Here is a 14,714-nt window from a genome sequence, read left to right on the forward strand (position 1 = left end):
TTGCGCTATTTTTTGAACTGCTGAATTACGATAAAAAAAGACAGTTATCACTGCGCATGACAGCCTGGTTGCTGCACATCATCATGGCCAATAACTGGGGCGCAAATCGTCGATGCTGCCAGCGTAACCGTGCGTCTGGGCAAAGGCGGTCAGCGCATGCGGTGCTTCTTGTCCGCCGAAAATTGACCACAGGAACATGCGGCCATACAGTTCGGCGCGTTCACGCGGATCGTGCTGCAGTGCCGGGTCTTGCGCCAGTGTTGTCTTGAGTTTTGCCATGCTGGCATCGTGCGTCACCATGCGGATGCCACCATCGGCGCTGGTGTCAAACACCATCAGGCGCGCTTGACTGGCTTCAGTGCTCCAGCGCTGCCATTCCGGCAAGGACAGGGCTGGGCCGCAGCCCGGCTGACCGTGACGGGCGAAATGGGTCCAGTAACCTGCCATGGCACCTGAGACTTCTTTGCGCCCTGGCAAATTGGCCGCCGTGAAGGAGCGAAATGGATCAAATTCACCGTCCAGATCGCGGAACACGAAGGCCACATCCAGTACATGGGCGGCACCCAGCAATAGCCGTGGCTGGATCAGCGGCACAGCCGGCTGTTCATCCCAATCGAAGCGGTAGACCCAGACGTCGTGATTACCGGAAGCCACCATCGCGCTGGCCGGCTCCAGTGCACTTGAAACCTGCCATAATGAAGACATGTAGGCAGCGTGGCGCAAGTAGCGGCTACGGTCGCGCATCAGCGGAATGCTGCCAAACAACATGCGTACGTAGGCCGGATTATTGGACATGAACAGCCTGTATTCATCGCGGTTGGTGCCAATGATGACCGGTACCGCATTGTAAAGACTGCGGTCTGCAAACACCTGTAGCAGCGGCATCGCTGGCAGCACATGGCCATCCTGTAACACGCAGGGCGCATCATAGAAACTAAGTGCGCCCGGCGTGATAGGTGCCAGCAGCGCCTCGGGGGTCAGGCCGCGTACAAAGCTGGCTATGTCAGCGGGGTGCATGGATGCGATCAATGCCTGCGCTGCGGAACGGTCGGCTGCGCGGCCATCGCGCTGCAACCAGTGGCATAGCAGTTCGCGCGAACTGACAGCATGGCCAGGTTGTGGGTTGTCTGTGTAGTTGCGTGCCTGCGCCATGCTGTAGCTAGCCATCAGCGGTGACTGCAGGATCGCCCGATGAAACAGCCCCTTGGCCAGCGGACTGGCCAGCAGCGTATAGGTATTCAGACCACCCGCTGATTCACCAAACACGGTGACATTCTCCGGATCACCACCAAAACTGGCGATGTGTTGCCGCACCCACTGTAGCGCAGCGATCAGGTCGAGTGTGCCGAAATTGCCGGAACGGTCGGCTGCAGTATCATCATCTTGCTCTAACTCTTCCAGGCTGAACCAGCCGAGAATGCCGAGACGGTAATTGGCCGAAACCATGATCACGTTATCCTGCCCCGCCAGGTTGCGCAAAGTAGTGTAGGTGGCGGACGTACCTGCAGTGTTGGCACCGCCGTGTATCCAGAACATCACCGGCAAACTGCTCGCCTGCACGTCTTCTGGCGGCATCTGGGGTGCGTAGATATTCAGTGTCAGGCAGTCTTCTGCGCCTGCCAGCTTGCCCCATTGCTCAGGCGGTAGTTCCAGCGTAACACCACCCAGTTGAACGGATGGCTGACCGCTGGCCAGCGCTGCGCGCACGCCATGCCACGGCTGCGGTGGGCGTGGCGCTTTCCAGCGTAAGGCACCAGTTGGCGGCTGCGCATACGGAAGGCCAAGCCAGGCATGGGTGTTGTGTTTGTCGGTAGATCCGACGACGGTGCCGAGCGCGGTATGACGTATTGACGCAGGGTCTGTGGTTTTCTGTGGTGGCAGCGACGTGTCGCGGCTGCGCCTTGAAAACAGGATCGCAGTGACGGCGGTAACGGCGATGACAGTCAAGATGATGGGCCAGTAGTAGAACATGTTGCCTCCTTGTTTTATTATAAATATCGTAATGCGTGACTATCCGGGTATTGTTCCTGGCCGTTCAGCGACTTAGCTTGCCGTCGCGTGTAATCACGGTCATTTCGGTATACTTCGAACCACTGTGATTGTCGCGCCTGAAACGAAGCCGGTAACCGCCCAGGTCATAATCAGCTTCCAATGTACTGAGCAACTTTTCCCGTGAAAGGTTTCTACCGGCTTTTTGCATCGCCTCTACCGCCAGTTTGGCTGCCATGAAACCCTGCAAGCCGTACACTGAAATTGGCTGGGCAGAGTGCTGCTTCGCCAGCATCTGGTACTGTCTGAGCAATGGCAGATCGCTGCCCCACGGAAACGGAACAACCTGGGAAATAGCGATTCCACGCGCCTCCGGGCCCAACTCCTTGAACAGTGCGCCGACATCCATATACGATGCCGCAATAAATTGTGGGAACAGACCGGCCTTGTGCATCTGCCTGATGAATTCCGCCGCCGATAGGGGTGAGCAAATCATGAGTACTGCTTGCGGCTTTCCTTCAGCGATGGTCTTGACTGCCTGTGCCACATCGCGCGAATTAGTCGCTACCACTCCGACCGAATTCTTTCTGAGCGAGAGCTTCAGCATCACCGCTTCCGCATCTTTCAAGCCGGTTTGGCCAAAGCGGTCATTTTGATGCAGCACAGCGACCTCGATCAAGGTTTGGAAATCGAGTTGATTGAGGATGGCTTCCGTTTCTTCCTTATAACTCGCAGACAGGTTAAACACATGGCGGTTGAACGGTTCATGCAGGGATTCAGCGCCACTGGTGGGACCGATCAGGGGCACGCCAGCAACTGCCAGCAGCGGCAGTACTGCTTCTGCCGCTGCCGTACCATGGTAGCCGAGCAGGGCCAATACCCTGGATTCATCCAGGAGTTTTTTGGTGTTCGCTACGGTACGCGCCACATCATCCCCATCATCAAGTGCCACCAACTGTATCCTGCGCCCAAAGATGCCACCGTTCTGGTTGACGTATTGAAGATAGGATTCCACGCCACCCTTGAGCGCCAGACCATTGCTGGCTTGCGGCCCACTCAGTGGCAGCGACATACCGAGATTCACGATGCCATCGTTGGCAACAGTTTCAGCATGGGCACCGCTGGCAAGGCTGAAAAGGCTCACAAGACAAACCAAGAGCCCGAATGCGAAGAGCCGCTTCTGCACGTTCACAGTACGTTCTCGCGCAAGTGGACATGGTCTGGCGTAGCTTCAGGTGCTGGCAGCCGGTCTTGCTGCTTTTGCTGCGCCGCCTGCGGCATCAGAAAATGCGCCAGTGCCGGCACCAATACCAGCGCCCCCACCATATTCCACAAGAACATGAAAGCCAGCAATATGCCCATGTCAGCCTGGAATTTGATTGACGAAAACAGCCAGGTAGCAACCGCCACCGCCAGCGTCACGCCGGTCAGTATCACTACCCGTCCGGTAAATTGCAGCGCATGCATGTAAGCTTCGGACAAGTTGGCACCGGCACGCATACGGCTTAACATCACGCTCAACACGTACAGCGCATAATCGACGCCTATGCCCACCCCAAGTGCAATGACCGGCAGGGTCGCGACTTTCACACCCATGCCCAGTATCACCATCAATACTTCACACAGGATCGAGGTCAGCACCAGCGGCAAGATCGCCACCACCACCGCACGCCAGTTGCGGAAAGTGGCATAGCACAGCAGGATCACTGCGCCATACACCCAGAACAGCATGTCATGCATGGCCTGCTTGACGACGATGTTGGTAGCAGCTTCGATGCCAGCGCTGCCAGCGGCCAGCTGGAACTGCACCTCCGCCGTGTTATGCGCTGCGGCAAAGGCCTCAACTGCATCCACTACACGGGTTAGTGTGGCGGCCTTGTGATCCTTCAGGTAGACATACAGTGACAACAAGGAGCAACTCTGGTTGAACAGCTCACGTGGTGCGCGCGTCTGTACTGCACCCAGTGCACCGGCATTCGGTATCAGGTCGTACCATTTGAAATTACCTTCGTTGTAGCCGATGGTGGCCAGCTTGCTGAGTGCTGCCATCGAGTTGCTTGAGTCAACACCTGGAAGTTGTTCCAGTTGCCAGGCCAGCGCGTCCACACTGGCCAGCGTGCCGTATTGCGTGCACTGGTCGGGCGGCGTCTTGATCATGACCACCAGGATGTCGGAACTGGCCGCATAATTGCTGACCATGAAGCCATTGTCGCGATTGTAGCGCGAGCCGGCACGCAGTTCGGGTGCGCCGGGATCAAGATCACCTACCTTCAGGTTCAGGCTGTAGAGATAGCCCAGCCCACCCAGCAACAGACTGGCAATGACCGTGACCGTAGCCCAGCGGCGCTGGGTGAAACGGTCAAGGAAAGTCCACAACCGTGGTTGAGCGGTGTTGTCGGCCTGCAGGCTGCGCACGGCTGCCTTGGCACTCACACCAGTATACGATAGCAGTACTGGCAGCAGCACCAGGTTGGTGAAGATCAGTACTGCCACTCCGATACTGGCAATAATGGCCAGGTCCTGAATCACCTTGATGCGGATACTGACCAGCACGGCGAAGCCGACTGCATCGCACAGCAACGCCGTCAGGCCAGCAGCGAACAGGCGGCGGAAGGTGTAACGCGCAGCCACCACGCGGTGCGTGCCACGGCCAACGTCCTGCATGATACCGTTCATCTTCTGTGCACCGTGGCTCATGCCAATGGCGAATACCAGGAAAGGCACCAGGATGGAGTAGGGGTCAAGTTCGTAATGCAGTGTGGCCAGCAAACCGCACTGCCACAACACGGCCACCAGCGAACATACCACCACCAGCGTGGTACTGCGCCAGCAGCGTGTGTACCAGAACAACACACCACCGGCGATGACAATTGCTAGCACGAAGAACAACAACACCTGCTGCAGGCCTTCAATCAGATCGCCGACAATCTTGGCGAAACCAGTGATATGTATACGCACGCCTTCCTTCTCGTACTTGGTGCGGATCTGCTCCAGACGTTCAGACAACGTGCCATAATCGAGCGACTGACCGGTCTGCGGATTCAGTTCCAGCAGTGGTACGAAGACGATGCTGGACTTGAAATCGGCCGCTACCAACTGCCCGATCTCGCCGGAGCGTGCGACATTGGCACGCAACTGCGCCAGGCTGGCGGGCGTACCATCGTAACCATCCGGGATCACGGTGCCACCGTCCAGGCCATCCTCGGTGACCGAAGCCCAGCGCGTGCTGGGCGTCCACAAGGACTTCATGAACGGACGGTCCACGCCCGGCAACAGGAACAGTTCATCGTTCAGGCGCTGCAGGGTGTCGAGATAGGCGCGGTCATAGATCGTTCCGTCCTTCGCTTCAACCGCAATCCGCACCGAATTGCCCAGGCCATTCAGGTCGGACTTATTGGCCAGGTAGTTAAGCACATAAGGATGCGCGCTGGGAATCATCTTTTCAAAACTGGCATTGAGCTTGATGCGCGTCGCCTGGTAGCCCAGCATGATAGTCGCCAGCAGGCATAGCAATATCACCAGTGGCCGGTAGTTGAACAGCGCACGCTCGCCCAGATTACCGGAGCTGGTATCGAAATCCTGCAATCGCCGTACCACAGGCTGTTGTTCCAAATCTTGGTCTGTATTCATGATGCTCCAACGGTATTCATATGAGAAAAGGGGCGCGGCTATTGCTGCCGTACCGCTGATGTCGCCATCGCTACGCGGCGCAGGCCGCGCAGGCCAGCCACCACCAGTGCACCATCATTGGCTTGTGCTACTGCCGCCAGCGGCAAAGCCGGAGGCAAGCCGCCACCGGTTTGCGCAACGAAGCTGCGACCCTGGTCACGACTGAGCAGCACATCGCCGCCCTGACTGACCAGTACCAGCGTGCCGTCGGCCAATTCGGCACCACCAGCCAGCGAGGCCTGGGTACCGGTATCGACCTTGTTCCAACTGACACCCTGATCGCCGGACCACCAGGCATTGCCGCGCAAGCCATAGGCCAGCAGCGCACCGCTGCGAGTAGCCAGCAGGCCGAAATAGCTACCCTTGTAAGGTGTGGCAAGCGTGGCGAAACTGGCACCCTGGTCGGTAGACCGTAGTAACAGCCCCTGTTCGCCAGCCAGATACAGTGCACCACCAGTGCCGTGCATGCCATACAGATGCAAGCCCTTGGGATTGACGACATGGCTTTGCCACGGCTGCCACGTCGCGCCGCCATCTGTAGTCCTGAGCATCAGGTTATATGCACCCAACACGTAGCCACTGCTGGCGCTGTCGAAGTACAGATCGAGAAAGGGCTTGTCCGGACCATCGTCCACCAGATGCTGGGCATCGGCTTGGGCGCGTTGCTGTTCCGGACCCGTCATCGCAGCGGCGGCATGCGCCACCAGCGCCGCCACACGGATACCATCCAACTGTTTACTCCAGGTGACGCCGCCGTCAGCACTGTGCAGCACCACGCCCTGATGACCGACTGCCCAGCCCTGTTTGTCGTCGACAAACTTCAGTGCCGTCAGGCTGACACTGACCGGCACCCTGGCTTGCTGCCAGTTCCGGCCAGCATCGTCCGAGTACAAGATGGTGCCGCGTTCACCAGCAGCCACCAGTCGCTTGCCGGCGCTGGCCACAGCCAGCATGGCTGCCCCCAGGGCCTTGGGGGTGACCAGGGCAGGCTGACTCAGCGCGACCGGTACTGCGGCGGCAGTGACGCCCTCCGCCACAGCGGTCGCCGCCAGTACCAGGGTGGCACAAGCGCCGAACATCGCAGACAGTGCGCCGGGATTCAATCTGGCCATCGTTCGCTCCTTCACTTAGCGCGAGCCTTGGTTGGCCAGCTCTTCCGGTCCGAAATAGCTGCTCGGAAGACGAGGGATGGCTTTAACCTGGGACGACATATCGTTCGAAGCTTCGTTCAGCAGATACGCACCGGTCTGCACATTGTAGGTACCCCACATGATGTTACCCAGCACGGCTGGCAGGTCCGGTGCCAACAACGTCAAGGTGTAGTTGCCGCGCCAGATCTGGCCTTGGGCGTCATAGCCGTCGATCATGACGATCTGCCAGGTATCCTCATCCAGGTAGTAGCGGCGCTTGGCCACGACGTGACGTTTGCCAGGGATCAGATTTGCTTCCACTTCCCATACACGGTGCAATTCCCAGCGCACCAGGTCTGGATTCAGGAACTGCGGACCGACCAGATCGGCGATCTTGGCGGCACCGGCCCGGTTATTGTTATAGGGGATGTACATCTCCTTTTTGCCGATCAGTTTCAGTTCGTGATGATCGACAGGTCCAAACAGCATGAACGCTTCGTCGAACAGGCCAATACCCGACGTCACCGAGTCTGGCGTATCGTAGGACACCGATGGTGCACGGCGTACGCGGCGCTGACCGACCAGGTATTGCCAGATGGCGCGAGGGTGGGCTTCGTCGATACCGTCATAGGCCAGGATGCCTTCGCCCGCCTTGGACGCTGGCGCGCGGGTGATCAGGCGTCCGTACTGAGTGATGCCATCGAACTTTTCCAAACTGCCTTCCTTGAAGTAGTAAGGGCGCATCAGCGTCTGTTCGGCTTCGGTGGCCATGGCACGTTTGCCATCCGGCGTGACGATGATGGTACGGATCGGCAACTGTATCGTTTCGCCGGTCCAGGCCAAACGGTGGTTCATGATTGCTTCGTAGCCGGTTTTCGGAATCGGGAAGGGAATACCGCCGTACGCGCCTTCCACACCGAAACCGCCGTCAATCGACTTGGCGCGGGTGGCGTTCTTGAACGTGTTGTCGTACACCCAGGATGGCGCACCTCCGGTGCGGTGGGTCGGAAAAACGTCGAGCCGGTAGGTCGGATATTTTTTGAGCAGCGCCACAGTAGCAGCTGACAGCTTGGCGGCGTACTGGTCGACATTCTTGCCGGTAATGGCAAGCGCCGGTTTCTCGCTGGCAAAGGGATCAACGCGAAAGTCGCCGGGCTTGAAGCCGGGTTGCACCTTGGTGTAAACACCTTCCCAGGCCGGGATGCTGCCTTCCTTGTTACCTGCTTTCTCTGCACCCAGCGGTGTCAGGGTGGTGTGCAGTTTGGCCGCTTCATCGGCGGTGACGGCTGCGCCGGCATCTGGCAGGGAGAAAGCCAGGGTCAGGGCGGCGGCAGCGAATTTGATAGTCGTCTTCATTTTGGTTTTTTCCTTAGAATGCACGTTTGATAGTGAAGGAGAGGTAGTCGCGGTCTGCCAGCGACTGGGCGTAGCTCAGTATCGGTGTCTTGGTGGCCGGATTATTCTTCAGGAAGGTGCCTGCCGTGCCGAGGAAGCGCACGTAGTTGATGCCGATTTTCCAGTCCTGGCGATAGGTGGCGTTGATGCCGATATTAAAATCACCGCCGTGCGAGCTGCCGCCGTTGAAGTTAAATATGGCACGCGAGCGACCATCGATGTTGTAGCCGAGTCCGATCGGGACCGACAGATCGAGTCCATCGATCACCTGGTAATACGATGGTTCGAAGATCATGCGCGCCGAAGTGGCGTCGCGTGTGGTGTTGGGATCGAGCGAGCCCTGCCAGGTAACACTGGTGGCGCGGTTCCATGCCAATTCGCCTAGCAGTGACGCACCCTGGAACAGCGCGGTGGTCGGCATTACATAAATCGCCGACAGGTTGACGTGGGCCGTGTTACCGACCGCATAGGCCGGGTTGCCGCTGTTGTCAGCAAAAATACCGGTGCCGGCTTTGGATAAAAAGTTGGGTGTAGGATCACTGACCAATGGCGTGTTGCGGCGTACCGAGATTTCGGCTGCCACGTTTGCGCCCAGCAGCACTGTACTGGCGCTGGCACCGAAAGTGCGGATGCCTTCCGCGTACACCGCTTGCACGGCGGATGGTGCGCCAGGCGGGAAGCTGGGTGAGAACCGGAGGTAGAAGTAGGGTGTCTTGTCATGGTAGCGTGCGGCGTACAGGCCATATTCAACGTCCGAGCCGGCAGGCGTGAACTTCACCTGCAGGCCACCCTGGCCAGAATTTTTCGCCTTCATATCTGCAATGGTATAGAAGGCGGGCGCGCCACTGTTGGTCGGGGCCACCAGGAAAGCACTGCTACCTGCACCTGCCGCATCGTAGGAGCTCAGATAGCTGCCGACACCAGGAATCTGCGTTGGACGCCATTCCAACTGGTAGTAGCCACCAATCGACACATTGGGCAGCACCTGCAGTTGGCCGGATATCTGGTTGACCGGACGCAGGATTTCCTTGAACTGCGCGCCCGGTACGCTAAGCAGTTTGACCAGATCCACCGGTCCTTGTGCATTGGCGATACCGTTGGCACCGAAGAACAGGCTCTCGCCATATTGCAGTGTGTGGCGGCCAACGCGCACGGTACCTGGCAATTCGCCCAGTGTGCCCTTGGCGAAGACGAAGGCATCCAGCAATTCCGCATTGCGGCCATGCAGCGTACGGGTGCCATCAGTAAAGCTGTTGCCTGCGTTGCCGAGCAAGGTTGCGGCGTTACTTCCGTAGGAAGCATTGTCGTTGCTACGGTTGTAGACGGTGTCGTACCACGCTGCAGCGCTGATACGCATACCCAGGTTGCGGGTGCCGGCATCGAACTCGGACAGCCAGTCGATGCGGTTTGAGACGATACCCTTGTTGCGGAAGTTCTGGTTACCGTCGTCGAGGTTATAGCCGGTGAAATCGCCAGGGCCGGCTGATGGATAGCCGCCGGCCAGCAGGCGCGTATCGGCATCCCTCAGGCGATACGCGGTGCTGTATTTAAAGGTATTGTTCCAGCTGATCTTGAGATCAGGATTGTCGGTCTCGAACTCGTAGGCATAGGCGTGGGTGGTCGGTAGTACGGCTGCCACAGCCAGTGCCAACAGGGTTGGACTCAGGCGTTTATTCGCTTGCATGTACAGTCTCCTCATTATAGTTGTGTGGCCGCTGACGTGCAGCCGGACGGATGGGATGCATCAGATAAAAGTTGAGACCAGTCCTCCGTCGACAGGCAGGTTGACACCGCTGATCCAGCGCGCGTCGTCACTGCACAGGAAACTGATGGCAGCGGCCACTTCGTCTGCGTAGGCCGGGCGCTTCATGCGGTGGGCATCACGCTGCACGCGTTCTTCGCCCAACATGGATATGAAGTCGCCCAGGATAGGTGTGAAAACCGGGCCGGGTGCCACGCAGTTCATGCGCACAGAATGCTCCAGGAACCAGGGCTGCGATTGCGCATAGGTCCAGACGATCAAGGCTTCCTTGAAGTACTGGTAGCAGGTTTCAGCCGGAACCGGGTGGGTTTCCAGCCAGACCAGGCCGGTGGCGAAGCTATTTGTGGCTGCCAGTTCCTTGTGCAGGGCAGTGCGCTCTGGCCATTCCGCCCCCAGGATGGAGGCGACGTTGACAATCGAGCCGCCAGCCGGCATGCGTGGCAATACACCTTCGGTCAAGTGACGCAGGCCCAGGTAATTGACACGCGCCAGCAACGCCGGGTCAGCAGTGCCGGGCACGCCAGCGATGTTGCACAGCGCGTCCACACGTTGCGGCAGTTTGGCGATAGCCGCATCTATGCTGGCTGGCTGCCCCATGTCGACGGCGACGAAACCGTCCAGTGTCAGCCCCGGTTCATTGCGGTCCATGCCGATCACGGTGGCACCTTCAAAGCGCGCCAGACGTGCTACCTCGGCACCGATGCCGGAGGCGGCACCGGTAACGACGATGGTCTTGTTACGTAATTTCATGTGGTCTCCTGGTTGATATTGTGTTGTTGATGTTGGATCGCTGATGTTGTGTGATTGAGTCAGAATGGATAGCGTGGCGCCTCGGTTTTCATAGTCAGCCACTGCCATTGGGTGAATTCGTCCCAGTCAACAGTCCCGCCGTGGCGGCCACCGTTACCAGAGCTGCCACCGCCGCCGAATGGCGCGTGCGCTTCGGCCAGCACAGTCTGGTCATTGATGTGGACGTGGCCGGCTGGCACGCGATCCACGATGTACATGCCGCGTGCCAGAGTCGGCGTAATCACGCCCAGTGCCAGACAGCCACTGGTGGCCGAAGCCAGGGCTATCGCTTCCTGGTCGGTGTCGAATACGGTGATCGATGCGACGGGACCGAACAGCTCTTCTTCGAAGCAACGCATGCCGGGCCGGACACCGGTCAATACTGTAGGTTGGTAGAACTGCCGGTCGTAGCTGCCGCCAGCCAGCAGGGTGGCACCGGCGGCTACGCTGTCTTCGACAATGCCATGCAGGCGCTGCACCTGGCGTGCATTGATCAACGGTCCCAGTGCAACCTGGCCCTTCATCGGATCGCCCACCGGCAAATGATGTGCCTTGGTAACCACCCGTTCTATGACGGCGTCGGCGATGCCGCGCTGGAGCAGGATGCGGCCAGAGGCCATGCAGATCTGTCCCTGATGCAAGTAAGCACCCCAGGCCACGTTGGCGGCGGCAATGTCGGGGTCGGCATCGTCGAGGATAATCAGCGAGTTTTTACCTCCCAGTTCCAGTGACATCTTTTTCAGGTTGCGGCCAGCTACTTCGCCTATGCTGCGACCCACTGCAGTCGAACCGGTGAAGGCGATCATGGCAATGTCGGGATGGCTGCACATGGCCTGGCCAGCTTCAGCGGCACCAGGCAGCACATGCAGTACGCCTTTCGGCAAACCGGCCGCTTCGAAGATACGGGCGATCAACACACCACCACTGACCGGCGTTTGCAGGTCTGGTTTGTGCACTACCGCATTGCCGGTAGCGAGTGCCGGTGCGATCGAGCGGATCGACAAGATAAGAGGAAAGTTGAAAGGCGAGATCACACCGACCACGCCATGCGGTACACGGCGCGCGATACTCATTTGTCCGCTGCCCGATGCCAGTAGTTGCCCCTTGGGCTGGGTCAGCATTGCTGCAGCCTCCTGCAGATGTGCACCTGCTTCACGCAGTTCCAGGTCGGCTTTGGGACGAATTGCGCCGGTCTCACGCACTATCCATACGGCCAGCTCGTCGTGATGTTCGGTAATCAGCGCCGCCGCCTTGCGGAAGATGGCTGCACGTTCCTTGTAGTCGCTGCTGGCCCACGCGGTTTGCGCAGCGCGTGCTTGTGCAGCGGCCAGTGCTACATCGTCGGCATTCGCCAGACCGATGCGGCCAAGTTGCTCGCCAGTAGCGGGTTCGGTAAAAGTGTGGTTGCCGCCCTTGGCAGTGATCCAGTCACCATTGAAGATGCGGTCTTGCCAGATCGCGGGGCGCAAAAATGCGTTAGCGTCAGTCATGTTGTCTCCTGTTAATTAAGGGATGGTGGGAAAGTCAGTCTGCTTGCATGTTTGTTGCATGAAAGTCTGCTTGCCGCTTTTGTCTTAGCTATTACAAGTTATGTGCCAGCTCCCTGTGTGGCGACATTATTGCGACGCACCAAGTGCTTGCTGCACTGTGTTACTGCGATGCTGATGGACCTGATGTGGCGCGCCGCAGCAAAAAAGATATCGCGCTGGCGATTGATGAAATGATCAAACTGGAGATTTGCCGATGTATGATTTGATAAAAGACGATGAAAGTGGAGACATGAGCAAACCCCATCGCGTATCGCTGTCTGACGTATCGCGTGCCACAGGCAAGATGCTGAACCACGGCGATAGCGTGCAACTTGATGCAGGCGCAGCGCCAACGCTGGAAGATCTCACGCAAAGTCTGCACTTTTCGCCCGGCGACGGGCGCATCTGGCTCAACGGCCAGCGTATGCAGTTGTTGCATACCACGTCCCTTGGCGCACTGCGACGCGAACTGCTGGAGAGCATAGGATCGGAACGCACGCGCGGTTTGCTGACGCGGGTAGGTTATTCTGCCGGTGCGCGTGACGCCCAGTTGCTGCGCGAGCGCTGGCCGGATGCCGATGCCAGCACGCTGTTTGCCGCCGGACCGCGCATGCACTCATTGGAAGGAGCCGTCAAAGTCGAGCCGCTGCATTTTGAATTCGATGTCGAACGCGGCACCTATCACGGTGAGTTCCTGTGGCATCACTCCAGTGAAGACGAGGTACACACTGCCGATTTTGGCATTGGTACCGAGCCAGCGTGCTGGATGCAGACTGGCTACGCCATGGGCTACACCAGCGCGATGATAGGACGGTTGATCATCTACCGCGAGGTCGAGTGCACGTCCATGGGTCACAAGCATTGCCGCCTGATTGGCAAGCCCGCAGATGAATGGGAAAACGTCGAAGAAGACTTGCGTTTTCTGAATGCGGAATCCTTTGTCAGCACCACTGCTTACGGCGGCCCCGGGCAACATCAGCAGGCCGCAGTGCTGCCGGGCGATGACGGACGGTCTTACGGAGAGAAGGAAATGGTAGGCGTATCGTCGGCCTTCAACGCGGCTTGCCATATGCTTAAACGCGTCGCGCCGACGGTTGCCACGGTGCTATTCACCGGCGAATCCGGCGTCGGCAAAGAGTTGTTCGCCCACATGCTGCACCAGATCAGCGCCCGTAAGGCACAGCCGTTTGTGGCGGTCAATTGTGCAGCGATCCCCGAGACACTTATCGAATCTGAATTGTTTGGTGTGGAACGTGGTGCCTACACGGGTGCCAGCCAGTCACGACCAGGCCGCTTCGAGCGTGCCTCGGGCGGCACCTTGTTTCTTGACGAGATAGGAACGCTCAGCCTGGTCGCGCAAGGCAAGCTGCTACGGGCATTGCAAGAGGGCGAGATTGAACGGGTAGGGGGCGTGCGCAGCGTGAAGGTGGATGTGCGGCTGGTGGCCGCAACCAATGTCAATCTGCGCGAAGAGATACAACAGGGGCGCTTTCGCGAAGACTTGTTCTTCCGCCTGAACGTGTTCCCCATCCACTTGCCGCCACTGCGGGACCGGCGCGACGACATCCCGCTGTTGATGGGTTACTTCATGCGCCACTATGGGCAAAAGCATCAGCGCCGCGTGATCGGCTTTACGGCGCGTGCGGTTGATGCCTTGCTCAACTACCACTTCCCCGGCAATATCCGCGAGCTGCAAAACCTGGTGGAGCGCGGTGTCATCTTTGCCAACGAAGATGGCCCTATCGATCTGCCCCATCTGTTCACCAGCGGTGAAGAATCGCAAACCTCGTATTTCTCGCTGGCACAGACAGGCCGCCTGACAGGCCACGGTGCCGCCGCAGCGGAAGCGCCGCCCAGCGGTGCGCTGCTCGACGTGCTGCCTGCCATGCTGCAACAAGCGTCCGAACAAAACCAGGGCTGGTCGCTGGACCATCTGGAAAGCACCTTGATACTGGCGGCGGTGGAGCGGGCTGACGGCAACCTGTCAGCTGCAGCACGCATGCTGGGCCTGACACGCCCACAGTTGTCATACAGGATGAAAAAACTGCAGCAGGGCTGAATTCTGGTTTCACATGATGCAGGCTATCTGGGGTAATCGTACTTTTCGCGCAATTTAAAACGGTAGCTCAATAATAAGCTCTTGCTATTGTTAAAATGTCTGCTAAATTTAATAATATTTTTTATTTTAATTGGCGGCTTCAAAGAAGCGAAGTCGCCCACTATTTATCTGCCGCCCTTACCTAAAGAGGCGTAGGGTATTTTTGTTGCAAGTTTATTCGCCAAATTAAAACTTCGTTGTAAATCAAGGTATTACGATCGGCCACATTTTAAAATTGATTGACCTTCTTCAGTGCCGATCAGCATGTTTTTTTTGACCTGAAGTGCATCATTTGCATTGAAATAGATAGCGCAGTGACATTGGTTTCGATTAATGACCACGCCCAAGCCGTT

General features: G+C 58.2%; 9 protein-coding genes. 1 reads left to right on the forward strand and 8 read right to left on the reverse strand.

What is annotated here, in order from left to right; genetic code table 11:
- Nucleotides 1-81: 81 nt before the first annotated feature.
- From ACO0K9_RS03305 to ACO0K9_RS03340, 8 genes are all read right to left on the reverse strand, one after another.
- Nucleotides 82-1,971: a carboxylesterase/lipase family protein gene (locus ACO0K9_RS03305; protein ID WP_422981720.1), complete on the reverse strand. Its 1,890-nt coding sequence runs from the start codon at nt 1,969-1,971 to the stop codon at nt 82-84.
- A 64-nt stretch (nt 1,972-2,035) separates the two neighbouring features.
- Nucleotides 2,036-3,133: an ABC transporter substrate-binding protein gene (locus tag ACO0K9_RS03310; RefSeq protein ID WP_422981722.1), complete on the reverse strand. Its 1,098-nt coding sequence runs from the start codon at nt 3,131-3,133 to the stop codon at nt 2,036-2,038.
- 44 nt (nt 3,134-3,177) lie between these two features.
- A complete protein-coding gene (locus ACO0K9_RS03315) occupies nt 3,178-5,619 on the reverse strand; it encodes an efflux RND transporter permease subunit (protein WP_422981724.1) in 2,442 nt (813 codons plus the stop codon).
- A gap of 38 nt (nt 5,620-5,657) precedes the next feature.
- On the reverse strand, nt 5,658-6,770 hold the full coding sequence (locus tag ACO0K9_RS03320; protein WP_422981726.1) for a WD40/YVTN/BNR-like repeat-containing protein: 1,113 nt from the start codon (nt 6,768-6,770) through the stop codon (nt 5,658-5,660).
- A gap of 15 nt (nt 6,771-6,785) precedes the next feature.
- On the reverse strand, nt 6,786-8,144 hold the full coding sequence (locus tag ACO0K9_RS03325) for a DUF1329 domain-containing protein (RefSeq protein ID WP_422981728.1): 1,359 nt from the start codon (nt 8,142-8,144) through the stop codon (nt 6,786-6,788).
- Between the two features lie 13 nt (nt 8,145-8,157).
- Nucleotides 8,158-9,867, reverse strand: a complete 1,710-nt coding sequence (locus ACO0K9_RS03330) for a DUF1302 domain-containing protein (protein ID WP_422981730.1) — start codon at nt 9,865-9,867, stop codon at nt 8,158-8,160.
- A 60-nt stretch (nt 9,868-9,927) separates the two neighbouring features.
- Complete coding sequence (locus ACO0K9_RS03335; RefSeq protein WP_422981732.1) at nt 9,928-10,695, reverse strand: coniferyl-alcohol dehydrogenase; 768 nt, start codon at nt 10,693-10,695, stop codon at nt 9,928-9,930.
- A 59-nt stretch (nt 10,696-10,754) separates the two neighbouring features.
- A complete protein-coding gene (locus ACO0K9_RS03340; RefSeq protein ID WP_422981734.1) occupies nt 10,755-12,224 on the reverse strand; it encodes a benzaldehyde dehydrogenase in 1,470 nt (489 codons plus the stop codon).
- A 289-nt stretch (nt 12,225-12,513) separates the two neighbouring features.
- Between ACO0K9_RS03340 and ACO0K9_RS03345 the strand changes: the two genes are divergently transcribed.
- Nucleotides 12,514-14,322 carry a sigma 54-interacting transcriptional regulator gene (locus ACO0K9_RS03345; RefSeq protein ID WP_422981736.1) on the forward strand — a complete coding sequence of 603 codons (1,809 nt, stop codon included), beginning with the start codon at nt 12,514-12,516 and terminating at the stop codon, nt 14,320-14,322.
- Nucleotides 14,323-14,714 lie beyond the last annotated feature (392 nt).

Origin of the sequence: Undibacterium sp. Ji50W, from assembly GCF_049340445.1 — a bacterium.
Classification (GTDB): Bacteria; Pseudomonadota; Gammaproteobacteria; order Burkholderiales; family Burkholderiaceae_D; genus Undibacterium.

Bases quoted from the DNA above. Each gene is read 5' to 3' on its own strand.
- ACO0K9_RS03345 (WP_422981736.1), top strand. From the start codon at position 12,514: ATGAGCAAACCCCATCGCGTATCGCTGTCTGACGTATCGCGTGCCACA.
- ACO0K9_RS03330 (WP_422981730.1), bottom strand. From the start codon at position 9,867: ATGCAAGCGAATAAACGCCTGAGTCCAACCCTGTTGGCACTGGCTGTG.
- ACO0K9_RS03325 (WP_422981728.1), bottom strand. From the start codon at position 8,144: ATGAAGACGACTATCAAATTCGCTGCCGCCGCCCTGACCCTGGCTTTC.
- ACO0K9_RS03340 (WP_422981734.1), bottom strand. From the start codon at position 12,224: ATGACTGACGCTAACGCATTTTTGCGCCCCGCGATCTGGCAAGACCGC.
- ACO0K9_RS03335 (WP_422981732.1), bottom strand. From the start codon at position 10,695: ATGAAATTACGTAACAAGACCATCGTCGTTACCGGTGCCGCCTCCGGC.
- ACO0K9_RS03315 (WP_422981724.1), bottom strand. From the start codon at position 5,619: ATGAATACAGACCAAGATTTGGAACAACAGCCTGTGGTACGGCGATTG.
- ACO0K9_RS03320 (WP_422981726.1), bottom strand. From the start codon at position 6,770: ATGGCCAGATTGAATCCCGGCGCACTGTCTGCGATGTTCGGCGCTTGT.
- ACO0K9_RS03305 (WP_422981720.1), bottom strand. From the start codon at position 1,971: ATGTTCTACTACTGGCCCATCATCTTGACTGTCATCGCCGTTACCGCC.